The following is an 18271-nucleotide window of genomic DNA, read 5'->3' on the forward strand; positions in this document are numbered from 1 at the left end:
GAGGGCGCCCCCCTGGACCAGGGGGGCGCCCTCAGCTGTGTGCGGCTCCCGAACGGGCTTTGCAGGACCGGTCAGTCGGTCGTGTACACATGCATGCCGGGCACGTGCAGGTTGCCGCCGAACTGCGCCGCCTGCACCACGTGGACGTTGGTGAAGTAGATCAGCGGAAGGTTCAGCGGGGGCGGACTGTCGGGCGTGAACGTCATCGGGATCAGACCGAACAGGTTGCCCGAGATGCTCTGGGTGTACATCGTGGTGGCGCCGCCCCGGATGGTGGACGTCGAGCCCTGGGCCGCCTGCACGTGGTAGGTCTTGCCGGAGAGCTTGTCGTTCACCGTCTGGTGCAGGTCGCCGATGTCCGTGCCACCGGAGATGACGTACTTCAGCACCTTCTTGGTGGTGCCGGACGCCGTCTTCACCTCGACGATGCCCTGGTAGTCGGCGCCCTTGAGCAGCAGCGAGCTGGCACTGAGGTACCAGGGGTCGTCCGCCACCGGCACCTTGTTGTCGACGCCGCTCTGGTCGGTCGTGGCCGCCGGGCAGTTCTGCGCCGAGGCGGAAGAGCTCGCCGACGGGTTCGGCGTGGCCGACTCGGCCGCCTTGACGGTGTCCTGGGCCGTCTTGGTGACCGTGTCGGTGGTCTTCTTGACCGTGTCGGTCGCCTTCTTGACCGTGTCCCCGACCGTCTTGCCGGCCGTGGAGACGGTGTCCTTCACGGTGTCGGTGCCCTTGGAGCCGGACGACGACGCGTCCGGGGAGGCGCTCGCCGACGGGCTCGCGGACGGCGTCGAGCTCGCGGCGGAGCTGCCGGAGTCCGAACTGCCGCCGCCGAGGATGCCGCCGAGCGTGTCCCCGAGGGTGCCCAGCAGACCGCCGCTGCTCTTGGACGCGGACGGGGCGGGCGTGGCCGTGTCACCGCTGGACGACGAACCCGACGAACCGGAGCCCGAGGAGCCGGAGCCCGAGGAGCCGGAGGTCGCGGACGGCTGGGGCGTGGCCTTGTCGCCGGAACCTGAATCCGACGAAGAGGTCTTGCCCGAGTCACCGGACTGCGTGGCCTTCGAGTCCTTGGCGTCCGCGCTCGCCGAGGGCGACGGCGTGGCCGTGTCGGCGCTCTTCGAGGCGGACGGCGAGGGCGACGACGAGGCGTCCTTGGACCCGTCCAGCGCCTTCACACAGTCCTTGTACTCGTCGGCCGTCAGGCTCTTGGACGTGGTCGACGGGGACGGGCTGCCGCCGTTGCCGGCCGCGAGGGCCAGCGAGGAGGTGAAGCCCATGCCCATCAGCACCGCCGTCGGCATCGCCACGGTGGCTATCGCCTTGCCGGCCGGCATGTGGAACCTGGTGAACAGCGGCTTCCTGGGGGCCGCGTGTCGGGGCCCGGTTCTCGCGCGCGACCCGTCCACATCGGTCGCGCGGGTCACCTCGTCAGCCGGCACTGTGCCTCCCGTTCGCCCCGTTGGCCGGGCTCGTTCCTGACAGGTCGTTCTCCCCCGCCGCGTCCATGCGCTGCTCGGGCAGCGGCGCGGTCTGCGGGGCACCGCCCTCGCCCGGGCCCGCCTCGGCCGGCGAATGCGGCTGCGGCGGAGTGCCCGGCGACCAGGCGACGGCCATCGCCCCTCCGATGAGGGCGAGCAGGAAGCCCATGATGAAGCCGCCGAAGTTGGAGACGGGCAGGGACACCAGCGCCAGCAGGATCGCCGCGACGCCCGCGAACGTCCGTACGTGCTTCTGGAACCAGAGGCTGATGCCCAGGACGATGAGCAGTACGCCGATGATCAGGGATCCCGCTCCCGCCGTCGTCGCCATCGCCAGCGTCAGATGCCCGACCTGGAGGTGGAAGTAGGGGAAGTAGATGATCGGAAGACCGCTGAGCAGGACGTACAGACCGGCCCAGAACGGACGCGTGCCCCGCCAGGCGCGGAACTGCAGCCTCCGGCGGGTGAACTGGCCGGGCGCGGCGGCAGGAGTCTCGGCGCTCATGGAAAACAGCTCCCTGGTGCGGCGTTGCTGTGGTCGTGATGTGTGCCGCGCGTGAAGACGCGGCCGGAGAGGGGACGGGCGGGGGCGCCATCGGCTCCCCCGCCCGTCAACGAGTGCTTAGTAGCACTCCGCGCCATCGGTCGACAGCGACATGTGCAGACCGCTCAGCTTGAAGGTGCCGGCGGTGGTCGCCCACGCCGTCTGCTTCACACCGACCAGCGTGGCCGAGTCGGCCTGCTGGGCGAAGCCGTACGGGTTGGCCTGCTCGCCCCCGCCCTTCATGCCCGGACCCTTGTCGGCGTCCTTGGCGGCAACACCGATGTCGATGTTGTTGAAGGTGGCGTCGGCGTTGAGGTCCGCGACGTCGATGTAGATCCGGTCGGCCTCGACCTTGTCGTGACCCGGCCCACCCGCCCGCAGGATCAGGCTGACCTTGCCGAAGATCGGCACGTCGGGCGTGACCACGGACTGGCACAGGTTGGTGATCTCGGCGTGGGTGAACGCCGACACGGCAACCGGGTGGAGCGTCTTCTTGCCGTTCAGTTCGTAGCCGTTGTCGAGGGCGCCGTACTGCTCGAAACCCTTGCCCTCGAGCGAGTCGGCCGTCACCTTGAACGACTGACCCGACACACTGAACGACGCGGCGAGAGCGCCCTGCGCGAGGGCGACACCTATCGCGGCCGTCGCGGCGACGCTGGGCACCATGACCACAGCGAACCGCTTCCATCTGGTCCCGCCACGCACCTGGGACTCCATATTTCCTCCTTCTCGGACGTACATCTCCTGGCCCGGACTCGCCACCGGTCGGCGGCTCAACCAGGCAGGGATGGGAGAAGTGCTACGTCCTCGGAAAGGAGAGCGCCCGCGCTCGGCGGCGCGAACCGCGCCCGAATCACCGGCGATCACCCCCGAGCGACAACCACTGGTCGCGCCTGACACGCATCACGCACAACCTTGCTGGACAGGCTTCGCCGTTGGGCGAAGACCCCCCTGCCCTAGAGCCGGCGCCACTGCCGTCGGCTCTGCTCGGTGGGGACCCAGATTCTCCCGTGACCCGACCGGCTGCCGGGGGTGAGGGAATGGACCGAGCGTCGCCGATCGTGGTGCATTCTCGCGCCGGGCACAAGGGGGTTCGTTACTGGCTAGTAACGGCCGGATAACCGGAGGACGACCGACCGGTCTCGGAGCGCGACGCTGGGTGGCATCCATGGGCAGAGCAAAGCCGTTGATCCCTGGATCAAACCAGACAGATCAACGGCCTCGACTTACTCCGAGTAACAGTTTGCGCAATTACCAAGCTTTGGTAAAGCAGAGCCGCCGTGACGACTCGTCGGCAAACCTTTCACCCCGGCATCACAAGCCGTGGCGTTTAGCGACTGGTCAGAACAGGGCGCGCGCGAGGGCCCTTCGTGCGCCCACCACGCGCGCATCCTCTGGTCCCACGACCTCGAACAGTTCGAGCAGCCGGCGCCGCACGGTGTCCCGGTCGTCACCCACCGTACGCTGTACGGTCTCGATCAGCCGTCCGAAGGCGTCCTCGACATGCCCGCCCACCAGATCCAGATCGGCGGCGGCGATCTGCGCGTCGACGTCCTTCGGCTTCTCCGCGGCCTCCTGACGGACCTTCTGCGGGTCGAAGCCCTGCACCCGCTGCAGCAGCTCGGCCTGCGCGAGACCCAGTTTGGCCTCGGGGTGGGCCGGGTCGTCGGCCAGCACGTTCTGGTACGCCCGGATGGCGCCGCCCAGGTCGCCCGCGTCCAGCGCCTCGGCGGCGGCGTTCAGCGCCGCGTCGTACGGCCCCGCCTGCTCCTGCGCGACCGCCTCGCCCGGCTGCGCGTCCGGGTCGACGGTCAGGCCGGTGATGCCGAAGCGCTGCTCGGCGACCTGCACCAGCTGGTCCAGGGTCTGCCGGATCTGCTGCTCGCCGGCCGCTCCCTGGAACAGCGGCAGCGCCTGTCCGGCCACGACGGCGAAGACGGCCGGGATGCCCTGCACCCCGAACTGCTGCATCAGCATCTGGTTGGCGTCGACGTCGATCTTGGCGAGGAGGATGCGCCCGCCGTACTCGACGGCCAGCCGCTCCAGGACCGGGCTCAGCTGCTTGCAGGGCTGACACCACTCGGCCCAGAAGTCGATGACGACGGGTACTTCGGCGGAGCGCTGGAGGACGTCCCTCTCGAAGCCCGCCTCATCGACGTCGATGACGAGATCGGCCGGGGCGACGGCACCCGTGCCGCCGTGCCGGGCGGCCTCGGCGCGCGTCTGCTCGGCCTTGGCCTTGGCCTCCTGGGCCGCCTTCACCGCGGCGAGGTCGACGACGCCGCTCATGGACATGTTCCGTGGCTGCATGCGCCTATCCTCCCCCGTTATCGCGCCGGAATGAAAAAGTGTCGTGCGCGGGCGCCGGGTCCCCACCCCACGCCCCCGTGGTCACCGCTCGCGTGCGTCCCGTGTTCGTCCATCACGAGCCCGCACGCGCTTTCGCTACGACTCGTAGCGTAATGCCAGACGGACCCCCCGCGACACCACTCCCCGGTGATCTCCCTCACGACCGCACAGATCCCGCCGGTTATGGTCGAGGGATGCAGAGCCGCACTCCCGCCAGCCGTACCGGGCGCCCGCGCAGCGCCGCCGCGGACACCGCGATCCTGGCCGCGACCCGGGAGGCGCTGGTGGAACTGGGCTGGTCCAAGCTCACCCTGGGGGACGTGGCGACCCGGGCCGGGGTTGCGAAGACGACGCTGTACCGCCGCTGGGCCGGCAAGCCCGAGCTGGTGTGCGACGCGGTGGCGGAACTCTTCGACGAGCTGGAGCTTCCCGACCGCGGCAGCCTGGCCGCCGACATCGAGGGCGTGGTTTTGCAGTTCGCGGCCATCCTGGCCCGTCCGGAGGCCAAGAGTGGCCTGATGGCGGTGGTCGCCGAGTCCACCCGCGACGACGCCCTGCGCGAGCGCATTCGCGCCTCCATCGTGGAGCGCCAGATGCGCCTGGTCCTGCAGGGCCGCGCCCGCGCCCAGAGCCGCGGCGAACTCCCCCCGGAACCCGACCCGGAGGAGTCCGCCCGCACGGGCGACATGATCTTCGACATGGTCGCGGGCGCGGTGGTCCACCGCACCCTGGTGAGCGGCAAACCGGCGGACGAGGAGTGGGTCCGCGACTTCACGCGGGTACTGCTCCTGGGCCTTACCTCGTCCGCCTGAGCCCGCTCAGAAGCCCGCAGGCTCCGTGTACACACCCCACTCGTCCCGCAGCACCCCGCAGATCTCGCCCAGCGTCGCCTCGGCCCGCACCGCGTCCAGCATCGGCTCGATCATGTTGGAACCCTCCCGCGCGGCAGTCAGCATGGCCTCCAGCGCGGAGCGCACCGCGGACTCGTCCCGCGTGGCCTTGCGCGCACCGAGGACGCGCACCTGCTCCCGCTCCACCTCATGGCTGACCCGCAGGATCTCCAGGTCCCCGGTCACAGAGCCGGTGTGGACATTGACGCCGACGACCTTCTTGTCGCCCTTCTCCAGCGCCTGCTGGTAGCGGAAGGCGGACTCCGCGATCTCGCCGGTGAACCAGCCGTCCTCGATCCCGCGCAGGATCCCGGAGGTGATCGGCCCGATCGGGTGCCGCCCGTCCGGGTGGGCCCGCAGGCCCCGCTCCTTGATCTGCTCGAAGATCTTCTCCGCGTCGGCCTCGATCCGGTCCGTCAGCTGTTCGACGTACCACGAACCGCCCAGCGGGTCGGCCACGTTGGCAACCCCGGTCTCCTCCATCAGCACCTGCTGGGTGCGCAGCGCGATCTCCGCGGCCTGCTCGCTGGGCAGCGCCAGAGTCTCGTCGAGCGCGTTGGTGTGCAGCGAGTTGGTCCCGCCGAGGACCGCCGCCAGCGCCTCCACGGCCGTACGGACGACGTTGTTGTACGGCTGCTGGGCCGTCAGCGACACACCGGCCGTCTGCGTGTGGAACCGCAGCCACTGCGCCTTCTCGCTCTTCGCGCCGTACACGTCCCGCATCCAGCGGGCCCAGATGCGGCGGGCGGCACGGAACTTGGCGATCTCCTCGAAGAAATCGACGTGCGCGTCGAAGAAGAAGGACAAGCCGGGCGCGAAGACGTCCACGTCCAGGCCGCGGCTGAGCCCCAGCTCGACGTATCCGAAGCCGTCCGCCAGGGTGTACGCCAGCTCCTGCGCGGCCGTCGACCCCGCCTCACGGATGTGGTAGCCGGACACGGACAGCGGCTTGTAGGCAGGAATGCCGGCCGCGCAGTACTCCATGAGGTCGCCGATCAGGCGCAGATGCGGCTCGGGCTGGAAGAGCCACTCCTTCTGCGCGATGTACTCCTTGAAGATGTCGGTCTGCAGCGTGCCGTTGAGGACCGACGGGTCCACGCCCTGGCGCTCGGCGGCGACCAGGTACATGCAGAAGACGGGCACGGCGGGCCCGCTGATGGTCATGGAGGTGGTGACGTCACCGAGCGGGATGTCCTTGAACAGGACCTCCATGTCGGCGGCCGAGTCGATGGCGACCCCGCAGTGCCCGACCTCGCCGAGCGAGCGGGGGTCGTCGGAGTCGCGCCCCATGAGCGTCGGCATGTCGAAGGCCACGGACAGACCGCCGCCGCCAGCGGCCAGGATCATCTTGTACCGCTCGTTGGTCTGCTCGGCGTTGCCGAACCCGGCGAACTGCCGGATCGTCCAGGTACGCCCGCGGTAGCCGGTCGGATGGAGCCCGCGTGTGAAGGGGTACTCCCCGGGCCAGCCGATCCGCTCGAATCCCTCGTACGTGTCGCCCGGTCGGGGCCCGTACACCGGCTCCACGGGATCGCCGGAGAGCGTGGTGAAGTCTGCGTCCCGCTTGCGGGCCGCGTCGTAGCGGGCCTGCCAGCGTCGGCGGCCCTCCTCGATGGCGTGAGCGTCCATACCATCGAATTTACTTGGACGTCCTAGTAAATGTCGATGGCTGACCGCCGTACGGCGTCCGTACGGCGGTGTGACGCCGGTCGCCCTTACGCCTTGGCGACGGCCGGGGCCCGGTCGGCGACCTTGGCCTCCAGCTCGCGGCTGATCCTCCGCTCGACGAAGAAGGCGGCCGTGGGAATCGTCCCCGCGAGCAGCACCCACAGCTGCTTGCCGATCGGCATCTTCGTCTTGGAGCCCAGGTCGAAGGCGACGACGAGGTAGACGACGTACAGCCAGCCGTGGGCGATGGCGACGACCCGGGTGACGTCGGCGGCACCGCTGATGTCCAGCCCGTACTTCGCGATCATGCTCAGGCACAGCAGGACCAGCAGGACACCGGTGGTGTAGGCCATGACGCGGTAGCGGGTCAGCACGCTTCGTTTCATGCGAACGAGCGTAACCACCCGTTCCGGGAGATCTTGTCCGGGGTCACTCGTCCTCGAAGTCGTGCGCCGCGATGCGCAGCGGGCGGAGCATCGCGAAGATCTCCGCGCACTCCTCCGCGTCGTACACGCCGAGCCCGAAGTCCATCGCCATCAGGTCGCGGGTGGCCGCGTCGACCACCTCGCGGCCCTTGTCGGTGATGACGGCGAGGGTGCCGCGGCCGTCGTTGGGGTTGGGCCGCTTGGCGACCAGCCCGGACTTCACCAGCCGGTCGACCGTGTTCGTCACGGACGTGGGATGCACCATCAGCCGCTCGCCGATCTTGGACATGGGCAGCTCGCCGGCCTTGGAGAAGGTGAGCAGCACCAGTGCCTCGTACCGCGCGAACGTCAGTCCGTACGGCTTGACCACCGCGTCCACCTCGGCGAGCAGGATCTGCTGGGCCCGCATGATCGAGGTGATCGCGGCCATGGGCGGCACGTTTCCCCAGCGCTGCTTCCAGAGCTCGTCGGCGCGCGCGATGGGGTCGAACGGGAGGCTGAGTGGCTTCGGCACGTCATCAGACCCTACCGGCCGGTCATATTCCGGGCAGCCCCGTCTCGGCTTTCGGTCGCTTCTCGGCCCCCGGTTCCTTCTCCGTGGCCCGGGCGGCCATCGCCAGCCCGCAACAGCACAGCACACCCGTCACACCGGCCCCGGCCACCGCCGTACGCAGGCCCACCGTCTGCGCCGCCACACCGGCCAGTGCCATGCCGACGCCCTGGACGGTCATCAGCCCGGCCTGCAGCACGGTCATGGCCCGCCCGCGCAGCTCCCGCGGCACGGCCCGCACGAACCACTGGTCCAGGCCCAGCGTGTACGCCGACCCGGCCCCGGACAGCAGCAGGAGCACCAGGGAGGCGGCCAGTCCGGGGCGCAGGGCGTAGCCGAGGTACGGCAGCAGGGTCAGGCAGAGCAACGGGAGGGCGATGCGTTCGCGGGCCTTGGGCCCCAGCCGGGCCCCGGCGAACAGTTCACCGGCCACCGCGCCGACGGGCAGCGCGCACATCAGCAGGCCGAGGCCCACGGAGCCGCTGCCCAGCTCGTCGGCGTACGGCGCCGCCAGCGCCTCGGGTACGACCGAGAACGCCGACGGGATCCAGAACATGAGCAGCAGCACGCGCACCCGGCGGTCGGCCGGCAGGGCGCGCGGACCGGGCGGGGTGTCCGCGCCCCGGCGCGTGCGGGCCGGGCGGTGCCGGGTGCCGCAGCGCAGCAGCGTGGCGGAGGCGAGGAAGGTGCCGACGGTGATCAGCAGGGCGTGGCGCGGGCTGACGGCGGTCAGCAGCAGACCGCCGAGGCCGTAGCCGACGAGCAGCGCGCTCTGCGCGAGGATCCGCAGCAGCGAGCGGCCGAGGACGAACAGGTCCCCGTCGCCGAGGACGTCGGCCAGGGTGGCCATACGGGTGCCGGAGAACACCGGCGAGACGACGGCGAGCGCGCAGCGCAGCGCGAGCAGCAGCCCGATGCCGGTGCCCGGCACCGTCATCAGGGCCACACAGCCGGCGCACACCACATCGCAGCCGACCAGCACGCGCCGGGCCGGGAAGCGGTCGGCGACGGGCGCGAGCAGGGTGCCGCCGACGGCGTACGGCAGGAAGCCCAGCGCGAAGGTGAGCGCGCTCAGCAGGGGCGAGCGGGTGAGGTCGTAGACGAGGACGGAGAGCGCGATCTCGCTGACGATCACGCCCAGCATGGACAGGACGTGCGCGGCGAAGACGGCCCGGAATTCGGGTACGGCGAAGACACGGCCGTACCCGGCGGACGCCGGGCCGGCCCCGGTGGGAGCGGACATGCCGGGCAGCGTGCCCGGGGACGGTCCGGGAGCCGTAGAGTTTCGGCTCCAGCCGAATCCTCCCGGGGGTGTTCATGGCGTCGAGGCTGCACTTCGGCGACGACGACTTCCTGCGCTGCCGGTTCGCGATCTCCCCGCTGTGGGAGACGCAGGAGGCGGTGCGCACCCTGAGGCGGCCGGACCGGCACGCCTATCAGGCGCCCTGGCTACGGCGGATCAGGGACGCGGCGGCCGGGCTCGACCTGGCTCCGCTGTGGCTGCTGATGCCCCGGCGGGGGCACTCCCCGGACTGGCTCGGGGCGCCGCCGATCGGGCCGGCCGCCACGTTCGAGGAGGAGATCGCGGCCGTACGGGCGTCCGACCCGGAAGCGGCCCGCGAGGACACCGCGCTCTCCCTGGCCTGCACACCCGGCGCGCTGGAGTCGCCCCAGGGCCGCGCCTGGCTCGCGGACCCGGCCCGGATGATCGAGGAGCTGGCCGATGCGGTGGAGGAGGCCTGGCGGGCGCTGATCGCCCCGGACTGGCCCCGGCTGCGGGCTCTGCTGGAGGCGGACGTGGCCTTCCACTCCCGCCGCCTGGCCGCGGTGGGCCTCGGCACGCTGCTGCCGGAGCTGGACAGCCGCCTGTCCTGGGACGGGCGCACGCTGACGCTCGCCCTGCACACCGAGCACGCGCGCGACCTCGGCGGCCAGGGGCTCGTACTGATGCCGAGCGTCTTCTCGTGGCCCGACGTGATCACCGGTTTCGAACCGCCGTGGCAGCCGACGCTGGTCTATCCGGCCCGGGGAATCGCGGGCCTGTGGAGGGAGTCGGGCGAACGGACGCCGGAGGCTTTGGTACGGCTGCTGGGCCGAAACCGCGCCGAGGTGCTGGCCGCGCTGGACGAACCGGCGACCACCACGGCACTGGCCCACCGGCTACGGCTGGCCCCCTCATCGGTGTCGGCCCACCTGACGGTACTGCGGGATGCCGGTCTGCTGATCTCACGGCGCTACGGACATCAGGTGCTGTACGAGCGGACGCCCCTGGGGGTGGCACTGACGGGCTCCGGGACCTCGCAGGTCGCCCGGACCCTCACCCGTACGCCTCCAGCCGCCGCAGCACCCGCGGCGCACGCGCCCGGGTGACCGGCGCCCGCAGGCAGCGCCGGGCGGCGGGCGTCCCGGCCAGCGGCGCCTTGAAGACCGCGAGCGACCCGGCGACCACCAGCACCAGCGGGCACAGATAGGCCACGGTGTCGGCGAAGGACCCGAAGAGCCGCAGCAGCGACTCCAGCCCCAGCCCGGTCAGACACACCGTGAGGACAACCGCACGGACCGCCAGCTCGACGATCCAGTTGGCCAGGGCCCGCTCGGGAGTGATCCCCCGCTCCAGCCACAGCCGGAGCCGGTCGAAGGACCACGCCGTCGCCCAGCCCGTCAGCGGCCGCAGGACCAGGCGGTCCGCGACCGCCCCGAACGCGCCCCCGCGGGCGCGGTACTCGTACCCGGTGAGCAGGCGCACGCCCTGCGCGTCGGGCACGTAACGCCAGTAGGCGCTCGCCTCGGCGATCGGGGAGAGCGGGTGCGAGGAGGAGAAACGCAGGGCGCACACGCGCGTGCCGTCGGGGCGGTCCCGCTCGCCGGCGGCGACACCGGTGGCGGGCACGATGAGCAGCGGCAGCACACGCCACGTGCACGTGAAGCGCCGGGGCTCGCCCGCCACGCCCGGCAGGGGGGCGATGGACTTGAAGCGGAGGTCCCAGCGCAGGCGCGTGGCGGGGTCCTGGGTGTGCGCCCACAGCTCGTCGAAATCGGCGCGTATGTGTGTCTCTCGGTAGAGACCCATGGTGTTCCCCCAGGCCAGAGCATGAAGTTGAGCGATCGCTCGGATGATCAGGAGGGGAACGTACACCTCCCCCGGCGACCGCTCAAAAGGGGGCCGAACTACTGCGCCAGATGCCGTTCCACAGTCTCGACCTTGGAGGTGAGCCCGTCGGTCACGCCGGGGCGGATGTCGGCCTTCAAGACGAGCGACACGCGCGGGGCGCGCGCCTCCACCGCCGCGACGGCGCGCCTGACGACGGCCATGACCTCGTCCCACTCCCCCTCGATCGAGGTGAACATGGCGTCGGTGCGGTTGGGCAGCCCCGACTCGCGCACCACGCGGACGGCGTCGGCGACGTACTCCCCCACGTCCTCGCCGACACCCAGCGGCGTCACGGAGAAGGCGACGATCATGCGTTCACGATTCCTTCCTTGCGGGCGCGGGCCGCGATGACGGCGTTCTCGGCCTCGCGGCGCAGCTTGCGCTCGGCGAAGAAGCCGCCGGTGGGCAGCACCGAGAGGACGAAGTAGAGGAGACCGGTCTTCAGCGGCCACTTGGCGCGGTTCCAGGCGTCCGCCCAGAAGATCACGTACAGGATGAACAGGACGCCGTGGACCGCGCCCATGACGGGGACCGCGTTGAAGTCGGTGGTCCGCTTCAGCACCGAGCAGACGAGGAGGATCAGGAAGGACACGGCCTCGGGCGCGGAGACCAGGCGGAGGCGGCGGAGGGCGGTGGCGGTCTTGATGTCCACGGATCACCTTCGGTGGGAGGGGGCGCGACGGTCTCGCGGTTACGGTCCGTCGGCTGCGGGCTGCCGTTTGTGAACGCACGCACAAGCGTTCCACCATTGAAGCAAACGGCGGCCCTAGGGGTCCGCTCAGGGTCGTTATCCACCCACGGGCCCTGTTCCGTCCACCCGTGGCGCCGCTACTTTCGCTCCGTGGCGATGTTCCGACTGCAAGGCAGCAAGGTGCTCGCCGTCGACATGACCGGGGACGCCGTGAAGGCGAAGAACGGCTCGATGGTCGCGTACGACGGGCAGATGAGCTTCAAGAAGCTCACCGGTGGGGGCGAGGGACTGCGCGGGATGGTGACCCGGCGGCTCACTGGCGAGCAGATGACGGTGATGGAGGTGAAGGGGCACGGCACGTGCTGGTTCGCGGACCGGGCGACCGAGATCAACCTCGTGAGCCTCCGGGGCGACAAGCTGTACGTGGAGTCGAGCAACCTGCTCGTGACGGACGCGGGGCTGCGCACGGGCACGACGTTCACCGGGCTGCGCGGCGCCTCGCAGGGCAACGGTCTGTTCACCACGACCGTCGAGGGGCACGGGCAGGCGGCGATCATGTCCGACGGGCCGGCGGTCGTGCTCCGGGTCAGCCCGCAGTACCCGCTGATCGTCGACCCGGGTGCCTACATCGCCCACCAGGGCGACGTGCGGCAGTCCTTCCAGTCCGGGGTGACGTTCCGCACGTTCTTCGGGGAGGGCGGCGGCGAGGCCTTCCAGATCCGCTTCGAGGGCGACGGACTGGTGTACGTGCAGCCGAGCGAGCGGAACACGATCGCGGGGGATCTGTAGCCATGGCGTTCCGGGAGATCAACTCGAAGATGGTCGAGGCGACCGTGCTGCCCGGTCAGCGGCTGTTCAGTCAGCGCGGGGCGATGCTCGCCTACAAGGGCGACGTGTCCTTCACGCCGAACATCCAGGGCGGCCAGGGCGGGCTCATGTCCATGGTCGGGCGCCGGGTGACGGGCGAGGCGACCCCGCTGATGACGGTCGAGGGCAGCGGCACCGTCTTCTTCGGGCACGGCGGCCATCACGTCCACGTCATCAACCTCTCCGGCGACACCCTGTACGTCGAGGCCGACCGGCTGCTCGCCTTCGAGGGCACACTGCAGCAGGGCACGATGTTCATGGGCTCGCAGGGCGGGGTGATGGGCCTGGTCCGGGGCCAGGTCACCGGGCAGGGCCTGTTCACCACGACCCTCCGGGGCCAGGGCTCGGTCGCCGTGATGGCGCACGGCGGCGTCTTCGAGATCCCGATCACCCCCCAGCGCCCGGTCCACGTCGACCCACAGGCGTACGTCGCCCACCACGGCGAGGTCCGCAACAGACTGTCCACCGCGCTCGGCTGGCGCGACATGGTGGGCCGCGGCTCCGGCGAGGCCTTCCAGCTGGAGCTGAGCGGCAACGGCACGGTGTACGTCCAGGCGTCGGAGGAGAAGCTGTGAGCGCGTACGGAACCCCGGGCGCCGGGCCGGTGGTGTACGACCCGATGACGCTGCCCGCCGACGACAACGTGAACAAGTACACGTTCTGCGTGGAGCTCAAGAGCGGGCAGTGGTTCCTGCAGAAGGGGAAGATGATCGCCTACTACGGGGCGATCGAGTTCAACGGCATCGGGCACGGCCGACTCGACCGAATTGTCCGTACCTCGTTCCATTCGCCACTGCACGCGAGCGACTGGGTCGTGGCGGCGGGCTCGGGCAAGATGCTGCTCGCCGACCGGGCCTTCGACGTCAATTCCTACGACCTGGACGACGGGAACCTGACCATTCGCGCGGGCAACCTGCTCGCTTTTCAGCCAAGTCTCGCGCTCAAGCAATCGATCGTGCCGGGTTTTCTGACCCTTATCGGAACCGGAAAGTTTGTGGCCGCATCTAACGGTCCGGTGGTGTTCATGGAACCTCCGATCCGGGTCGACCCGCAGGCGCTCGTCGGGTGGGCCGACTGCCCGTCACCGTGCCATCACTACGACCATGGCTATCTGACGGGTGTACTGGGCGGTCTACGTGCGATGACGGGCCTCGGCGGGGCATCCGGGGAGGAGCACCAGTTCGAGTTCGTGGGCGCCGGGACAGTCCTGTTGCAGTCGACGGAGACCCTCATGGAGGAGACGGCGACGGGTGTCGTTCCGTCCGAACCGGGGGTGCCCGGAGGTGGCGGAGCGGCACCGGGCGGACACGGTCGGCAACCATCGGGGGCACCGCGCCTTCCCGGACAGCTGGGAGACCTCCAGCGCCGCTTCGGGCTGTGAGCGGTAGTCTGCGGAGGGTGACATCGAACGCGTGCGCACTGTCACACCACCCGAAGTAGTTCGCCATTCAACTTCTTAGGTAGACTTCATTCATGGAGACCGAGACGGCCACGCGCTGGCTGACCGATGCGGAGCAGTGCGCCTGGCGCACCCACCTGGAGGTCAACAGGCTGTTGACGTACCAACTGGAGAAGGATCTGCAGCCGTTCGGCCTGACTATGAACGACTACGAGATCCTCGTGAACCTGTCCGAGTCGGACGACGTACGGATGCGGATGAGCGACCTCGCCTCCGCGACCCTGCAGTCCAAGAGCCGGCTGTCGCACCAGATCACGCGGATGGAGAACGCGAACCTGGTGCGCCGCGAGAACTGCGAGTCCGACCGGCGGGGGCTGTACGCCGTGCTGACCGAGCACGGCATGGAGACGATGAGGAAGGTGGCGCCGCATCACGTCGCCTCCGTACGGCGCCACTTCATCGATCTGCTGTCGCCGGAGGCGCTGACCGAACTGGACAAGGCACTGAAGCCGATCGCCGACCATCTGCGGGGGCAGCGAGGCCGTCCCTGAGCCTCCTGGGGGAACCGCGCCCCGTCAGGGGCGCGGGGCTGTATCGATGTGCGGCTCCGCCGCGATGGGGGTCCCCCCGCTCGAGCGAAGTCGAGAGTGGGGGAGCGATCAGCCGCCGGCGACCCGCACCCCGCGACGGCGATACGCCGCCACGGCGGGCAGCACGGCCACCGCGCCCGCCAGGCCGAAACACGCCCCCAGCGGCACCCGTCCGATCAGCGCGCCCGTCACCATCGCTCCCGCCGAACTCCCCGCGTTCACCCCGGTGTTGACCCAGGCGCCCGCCTGGGTGCGGGCACCCTCGGGTGCCGTCTCCTCGACCACGAGGTACGCCGTCGTCAGGGTGGGGGCGACGAACGCTCCGGCGAGTCCCATAACCCCGGCGAGGGACCACACGCCGGGCGCCAGGCCCCCCGCCGCGATCACCAGGCCCAGCGCCACGGCGAACCCGCACAGCCGGACCCGGGCCGGTGTCCGCCACCGCACCCCTCCGTTGACCAGGCCGCCCACCGCACTGCCCGCCGAGAGCGCCCCCAGCACCCAGGGCACCACGCCGGTCCCGTACGACCGCTGCGCGACGAAGGCCATCGCCAGCAGGTCCAGCGCGCTGAGCGCCAACCCGGCGCCCATGGCCACGGCGACCGGCGCCCACAGGCCGAAGAGGGTGCCGCGCCTCGTCCCAGGGGCGGCGCCACGGGCACCGGGCAGCACGGGGGACGCGACGAAGGCGCAGGTACCGCCCACGACCAGCAGCGCGCTGAGCAGGATCCCGGACGCCGGGGGTGCGAAGCCGAGCAGCGCGCCCACCAGCACCGGGCCGGACACGTACAGCAGTTCCTCCGCGACCCCGTCCAGGCTGTAGGCGCGGGCCAGCATGCCCGGCTCGGGGGCGAGTTCGGCCCACAGCGCGCGCATCGTCGGCCCCAGCGGAGGCGCGCACGCGCCCGCGAGGGCCGCCGCGGCGGCGATGGCCGGCGGCGGTGCCCCGGGGCGCCAGGTCAGCGCGGCCAGGACGCACAGCAGGGCGCCGTAGAGCACGGACATGGGCAGCAGGGCCCTGCGCGCACCGTGCCGGTCGATCAAGGACGCTCTGAACGGGCTCAGGAAGACCGTCGCGGCGCCGAACAGGGAGAGCACGGCGCCGGAGACGGCGTAGGAGCCGGTGGCCCGGGTGACGGAGAGCAGCGCGGCGAGGGAGACCGTGCCGTAGGACAGGCGGGCGGCGAGGGCGGAGGCGAAGGTGCGGCGCGCGTGCGGAAGGCGCAGCACGGCGGCGTACGAGGGCCGCACAGGGGCATGCGTGGACATGCGGATGTTCCTCTGGTGGAGGCGGAAGCGGGGACACCGAGGGACGCGAGGGCCTCTTCGTCGGCCTCGCGGTCCGGTGTGCGCTCTACGCCAAGGTGAGGAACATGCCCGTCAACTTACCAGCGCGATCGCTGAGTCGGCGACCCCTCAGCCCTGTGTCAGGCCCGCCACCAGCTCGTCCGCCGCCCGGTACGGGTCCAGCTCGCCCGCGACGATGCGCTCCGCGAGCGCGCTGAGGCGGCGGTCGCCGTGGAGGTCACCGATGCGTTCACGCAGGGCCGTGACCGCGATGGTCTCCACCTCGTGGGCGGCACGGGCCTTGCGGCGCTCGACCAGCACCCCGCGCTCCTCCATCCACGCGCGGTGCTTCTCCAGGGCCTCCACGACCTCGTCGACGCCCTCGGCACGGGCCGCGACCGTCTTCACGATCGGCGGGCGCCAGTCGCCGGGGCCCCGGGACTCGCCGAGGCCGAGCATGTGGTTCAGTTCGCGGGCCGTGGCGTCGGCGCCGTCCCGGTCCGCCTTGTTGACGACGTACACGTCGCCGATCTCCAGGATGCCGGCCTTGGCCGCCTGGATGCCGTCGCCCATGCCGGGGGCCAGGAGGACCACGCTGGTGTCCGCCTGGGAGGCGATCTCGACCTCCGACTGGCCGACGCCGACCGTCTCCACCAGGATCACGTCGCAGCCCGCCGCGTCCAGCACCCGGATCGCCTGCGGAGCCGCCCAGGCCAGGCCGCCCAGGTGCCCTCGCGTGGCCATGGAGCGGATGTAGACCCCCGGGTCCGACGCGTGGTCCGACATGCGGACGCGGTCGCCGAGCAGGGCGCCGCCGGAGAACGGCGAGGACGGGTCGACGGCCAGGACGCCGACCCGCTTGCCCTGCTTGCGGTACGCCGTGACGAGCGCGGAGGTGGAGGTCGACTTGCCGACCCCCGGGGAGCCCGTCAGACCGACCACATAGGCATTGCCGGTCAGCGGGGCCAGGGCCGCCATGACCTCCCTGAGCTGCGGGGACGCCCCCTCCACGAGGGAGATCAGCCGGGCCACGGCCCGCGGCCGGCCTTCCCTGGCCTGGGCCACCAGAGAGGAGACGTCCTGCATCAAACAGCTCCGTTCAGTTCACAGACGTACAGACGCGTACAACGACGTGCGGACGCGCACGACGAGGGTGCTTACGCCTTCGGTACCCGCACGATCAGCGCGTCACCCTGGCCGCCGCCGCCGCACAGCGCGGCCGCGCCGGTGCCGCCGCCGCGCCGCTTCAGCTCCAGGGCGAGGTGCAGCACGAGCCGGGCGCCGGACATGCCGATCGGGTGGCCCAGGGCGATGGCACCGCCGTTGACGTTCACCTTTTCCGCGGACACGCCGAGGTCCTTCATTGACTGCACAGCGACCGCGGCGAAGGCCTCGTTGATCTCGATGAGGTCGAGGTCGGAGACCTCCAGGCCCTCCTTCTTCAGGGCGTGCAGGATGGCGTTGGACGGCTGGGACTGGAGGCTGTTGTCCGGTCCCGCCACATTGCCGTGCGCGCCGATCTCGGCGAGCCAGCTCAGGCCCAGCTCCTCGGCCTTGGCCTTGCTCATCACGACCACGGCGGCGGCGCCGTCGGAGATCTGCGAGGAGGAGCCGGCGGTGATCGTGCCCTCCTTGCTGAAGGCCGGGCGCAGCTTGCCCAGGGACTCGGCCGTGGTGTCGCCGCGGATGCCCTCGTCCTTGCTGAACAGGACCGGGTCGCCCTTGCGCTGCGGGATCTCCACCGGAGTGATCTCGGCCTCGAACAGGCCGTTCTTCTGCGCGGCGGCGGCCCGCTGGTGGGACAGGGCGGCGATCTCGTCCTGCTCGGCGCGGCCGATGCCGAGGCGGGTGTTGTGCTTCTCCGTGGACTCGCCCATGGCGATGCCCTCGAAGGCGTCGGTCAGGCCGTCGTAGGCCATCGCGTCCAGCATCTGGACCGCGCCGTACTTGAAGCCCTCGCGGGACTTCGGCAGCAGGTGCGGGGCGTTGGTCATGGACTCCTGGCCGCCCGCCACGACGATGTCGAACTCACCCGCGCGGATCAACTGGTCGGCCAGGGCGATCGCGTCCAGGCCGGAGAGGCAGACCTTGTTGATGGTGAGCGCCGGGACGCTCATCGGGATGCCGGCCTTGACGGCGGCCTGGCGGGCCGGGATCTGCCCGGCACCCGCCTGGAGTACCTGGCCCATGATCACGTACTGCACCTGGTCGCCGCCGATCCCCGCACGGTCGAGGGCGGCCTTGATCGCGAAGCCGCCGAGGTCGGCTCCGGAGAAGGACTTGAGAGAGCCGAGCAGTCGTCCCATGGGCGTGCGCGCGCCCGCGACGATCACCGAGCTGTTCGTTCCAGAAGGCATGAGCTGCGATCCCCTTACCGGCCTG

The 18271-nt window shown here is 70.8% G+C and carries 20 protein-coding genes; 6 read left to right on the forward strand and 14 right to left on the reverse strand.

Annotation, left to right across the window (positions count from 1 at the left end):
* Positions 1–71 precede the first annotated feature (71 nt).
* From ACZ5NH_RS35580 to ACZ5NH_RS35595, 4 genes are all read right to left on the reverse strand, one after another.
* On the reverse strand, positions 72–1439 hold the full coding sequence (locus ACZ5NH_RS35580; RefSeq protein ID WP_468781247.1) for a hypothetical protein: 1368 nt from the start codon (positions 1437–1439) through the stop codon (positions 72–74).
* The gene (locus tag ACZ5NH_RS35585; protein WP_468781249.1) at positions 1429–1983 is read right to left on the reverse strand and encodes a DUF6114 domain-containing protein; all 555 of its coding nucleotides are present in this window, start codon (positions 1981–1983) and stop codon (positions 1429–1431) included. Before ACZ5NH_RS35585 ends, ACZ5NH_RS35580 begins: the two co-directional genes overlap by 11 nt.
* A 117-nt stretch (positions 1984–2100) precedes the next feature.
* Positions 2101–2739 (reverse strand): DUF6230 family protein, encoded by a 639-nt coding sequence (locus ACZ5NH_RS35590; RefSeq protein WP_388620964.1) that lies wholly within the window; start codon positions 2737–2739, stop codon positions 2101–2103.
* Positions 2740–3363: 624 nt separating this feature from the next.
* A complete protein-coding gene (locus tag ACZ5NH_RS35595; RefSeq protein ID WP_468781251.1) occupies positions 3364–4332 on the reverse strand; it encodes a tetratricopeptide repeat protein in 969 nt (322 codons plus the stop codon).
* A 233-nt stretch (positions 4333–4565) separates the two neighbouring features.
* Between ACZ5NH_RS35595 and ACZ5NH_RS35600 the strand changes: the two genes are divergently transcribed.
* A complete protein-coding gene (locus ACZ5NH_RS35600; RefSeq protein WP_388620961.1) occupies positions 4566–5183 on the forward strand; it encodes a TetR/AcrR family transcriptional regulator in 618 nt (205 codons plus the stop codon).
* Positions 5184–5189: 6 nt separating this feature from the next.
* Here the strand turns inward: ACZ5NH_RS35600 and ACZ5NH_RS35605 are convergent, their stop codons facing one another.
* The 4 genes from ACZ5NH_RS35605 to ACZ5NH_RS35620 all read right to left on the reverse strand — a co-directional run bounded on the left by ACZ5NH_RS35605 (position 5190) and on the right by ACZ5NH_RS35620 (position 9147).
* Positions 5190–6890, reverse strand: coding sequence for an acyl-CoA mutase large subunit family protein (locus tag ACZ5NH_RS35605; RefSeq protein ID WP_468781253.1), 1701 nt, complete (start codon positions 6888–6890; stop codon positions 5190–5192).
* A gap of 86 nt (positions 6891–6976) precedes the next feature.
* Positions 6977–7315, reverse strand: a complete 339-nt coding sequence (locus ACZ5NH_RS35610; RefSeq protein WP_388620958.1) for a DUF3817 domain-containing protein — start codon at positions 7313–7315, stop codon at positions 6977–6979.
* 43 nt (positions 7316–7358) lie between these two features.
* A complete protein-coding gene (locus tag ACZ5NH_RS35615; protein ID WP_453308460.1) occupies positions 7359–7868 on the reverse strand; it encodes a MarR family winged helix-turn-helix transcriptional regulator in 510 nt (169 codons plus the stop codon).
* 22 nt (positions 7869–7890) lie between these two features.
* A complete protein-coding gene (locus tag ACZ5NH_RS35620; RefSeq protein ID WP_468781255.1) occupies positions 7891–9147 on the reverse strand; it encodes an MFS transporter in 1257 nt (418 codons plus the stop codon).
* Between the two features lie 74 nt (positions 9148–9221).
* On the opposite strand from ACZ5NH_RS35620, the gene ACZ5NH_RS35625 reads away from it, so the two are divergent.
* Positions 9222–10274 (forward strand): ArsR/SmtB family transcription factor, encoded by a 1053-nt coding sequence (locus ACZ5NH_RS35625; protein WP_468781257.1) that lies wholly within the window; start codon positions 9222–9224, stop codon positions 10272–10274.
* Here the strand turns inward: ACZ5NH_RS35625 and ACZ5NH_RS35630 are convergent.
* The 3 genes from ACZ5NH_RS35630 to ACZ5NH_RS35640 form a co-directional block, all read right to left on the reverse strand.
* Positions 10222–10974, reverse strand: a complete 753-nt coding sequence (locus ACZ5NH_RS35630; RefSeq protein WP_468781259.1) for a hypothetical protein — start codon at positions 10972–10974, stop codon at positions 10222–10224. The two genes, ACZ5NH_RS35625 and ACZ5NH_RS35630, sit on opposite strands and share 53 nt — an antisense overlap.
* A 98-nt stretch (positions 10975–11072) precedes the next feature.
* On the reverse strand, positions 11073–11366 hold the full coding sequence (locus tag ACZ5NH_RS35635; RefSeq protein ID WP_388620949.1) for an MTH1187 family thiamine-binding protein: 294 nt from the start codon (positions 11364–11366) through the stop codon (positions 11073–11075).
* Positions 11363–11707, reverse strand: a complete 345-nt coding sequence (locus tag ACZ5NH_RS35640; RefSeq protein ID WP_388620947.1) for a DUF3817 domain-containing protein — start codon at positions 11705–11707, stop codon at positions 11363–11365. Before ACZ5NH_RS35640 ends, ACZ5NH_RS35635 begins: the two co-directional genes overlap by 4 nt.
* Positions 11708–11902: 195 nt before the next feature.
* On the opposite strand from ACZ5NH_RS35640, the gene ACZ5NH_RS35645 reads away from it, so the two are divergent.
* From ACZ5NH_RS35645 to ACZ5NH_RS35660, 4 genes are all read left to right on the forward strand, one after another.
* Positions 11903–12535, forward strand: a complete 633-nt coding sequence (locus ACZ5NH_RS35645; RefSeq protein WP_450981334.1) for an AIM24 family protein — start codon at positions 11903–11905, stop codon at positions 12533–12535.
* A 2-nt stretch (positions 12536–12537) separates the two neighbouring features.
* Positions 12538–13188, forward strand: a complete 651-nt coding sequence (locus tag ACZ5NH_RS35650) for an AIM24 family protein (protein WP_468781262.1) — start codon at positions 12538–12540, stop codon at positions 13186–13188.
* Positions 13185–13994 (forward strand): AIM24 family protein, encoded by an 810-nt coding sequence (locus tag ACZ5NH_RS35655; RefSeq protein ID WP_468781264.1) that lies wholly within the window; start codon positions 13185–13187, stop codon positions 13992–13994. The genes ACZ5NH_RS35650 and ACZ5NH_RS35655 overlap by 4 nt, the downstream gene beginning before the upstream one ends.
* Before the next feature lie 92 nt (positions 13995–14086).
* Positions 14087–14563, forward strand: coding sequence for a MarR family winged helix-turn-helix transcriptional regulator (locus ACZ5NH_RS35660; protein ID WP_388620939.1), 477 nt, complete (start codon positions 14087–14089; stop codon positions 14561–14563).
* 108 nt (positions 14564–14671) lie between these two features.
* Here the strand turns inward: ACZ5NH_RS35660 and ACZ5NH_RS35665 are convergent, their stop codons facing one another.
* From ACZ5NH_RS35665 to ACZ5NH_RS35675, 3 genes are all read right to left on the reverse strand, one after another.
* Positions 14672–15871 (reverse strand): MFS transporter, encoded by a 1200-nt coding sequence (locus ACZ5NH_RS35665; protein WP_468781266.1) that lies wholly within the window; start codon positions 15869–15871, stop codon positions 14672–14674.
* 147 nt (positions 15872–16018) lie between these two features.
* Complete coding sequence (meaB, locus tag ACZ5NH_RS35670) at positions 16019–16975, reverse strand: methylmalonyl Co-A mutase-associated GTPase MeaB (protein ID WP_388620935.1); 957 nt, start codon at positions 16973–16975, stop codon at positions 16019–16021.
* Positions 16976–17046: 71 nt separating this feature from the next.
* The gene (locus ACZ5NH_RS35675; protein ID WP_468781268.1) at positions 17047–18246 is read right to left on the reverse strand and encodes an acetyl-CoA C-acetyltransferase; all 1200 of its coding nucleotides are present in this window, start codon (positions 18244–18246) and stop codon (positions 17047–17049) included.
* Between the last annotated feature and the right edge of the window lie 25 nt (positions 18247–18271).

This window comes from Streptomyces sp. NPDC031426, assembly GCF_055581585.1.

Excerpts from the sequence above, each read along its gene's own strand:
- ACZ5NH_RS35585 (WP_468781249.1), bottom strand. The coding sequence starts at position 1,983 with ATGAGCGCCGAGACTCCTGCCGCCGCGCCCGGCCAGTTCACCCGCCGG.
- ACZ5NH_RS35590 (WP_388620964.1), bottom strand. The coding sequence starts at position 2,739 with ATGGAGTCCCAGGTGCGTGGCGGGACCAGATGGAAGCGGTTCGCTGTG.
- ACZ5NH_RS35595 (WP_468781251.1), bottom strand. The coding sequence starts at position 4,332 with ATGCAGCCACGGAACATGTCCATGAGCGGCGTCGTCGACCTCGCCGCG.
- ACZ5NH_RS35600 (WP_388620961.1), top strand. The coding sequence starts at position 4,566 with ATGCAGAGCCGCACTCCCGCCAGCCGTACCGGGCGCCCGCGCAGCGCC.
- ACZ5NH_RS35605 (WP_468781253.1), bottom strand. The coding sequence starts at position 6,890 with ATGGACGCTCACGCCATCGAGGAGGGCCGCCGACGCTGGCAGGCCCGC.
- ACZ5NH_RS35610 (WP_388620958.1), bottom strand. The coding sequence starts at position 7,315 with ATGAAACGAAGCGTGCTGACCCGCTACCGCGTCATGGCCTACACCACC.
- ACZ5NH_RS35620 (WP_468781255.1), bottom strand. The coding sequence starts at position 9,147 with ATGTCCGCTCCCACCGGGGCCGGCCCGGCGTCCGCCGGGTACGGCCGT.
- ACZ5NH_RS35625 (WP_468781257.1), top strand. The coding sequence starts at position 9,222 with ATGGCGTCGAGGCTGCACTTCGGCGACGACGACTTCCTGCGCTGCCGG.
- ACZ5NH_RS35630 (WP_468781259.1), bottom strand. The coding sequence starts at position 10,974 with ATGGGTCTCTACCGAGAGACACACATACGCGCCGATTTCGACGAGCTG.
- ACZ5NH_RS35635 (WP_388620949.1), bottom strand. The coding sequence starts at position 11,366 with ATGATCGTCGCCTTCTCCGTGACGCCGCTGGGTGTCGGCGAGGACGTG.
- ACZ5NH_RS35645 (WP_450981334.1), top strand. The coding sequence starts at position 11,903 with ATGTTCCGACTGCAAGGCAGCAAGGTGCTCGCCGTCGACATGACCGGG.
- ACZ5NH_RS35650 (WP_468781262.1), top strand. The coding sequence starts at position 12,538 with ATGGCGTTCCGGGAGATCAACTCGAAGATGGTCGAGGCGACCGTGCTG.
- ACZ5NH_RS35660 (WP_388620939.1), top strand. The coding sequence starts at position 14,087 with ATGGAGACCGAGACGGCCACGCGCTGGCTGACCGATGCGGAGCAGTGC.
- ACZ5NH_RS35665 (WP_468781266.1), bottom strand. The coding sequence starts at position 15,871 with ATGTCCACGCATGCCCCTGTGCGGCCCTCGTACGCCGCCGTGCTGCGC.
- meaB (WP_388620935.1), bottom strand. The coding sequence starts at position 16,975 with ATGCAGGACGTCTCCTCTCTGGTGGCCCAGGCCAGGGAAGGCCGGCCG.
- ACZ5NH_RS35675 (WP_468781268.1), bottom strand. The coding sequence starts at position 18,246 with ATGCCTTCTGGAACGAACAGCTCGGTGATCGTCGCGGGCGCGCGCACG.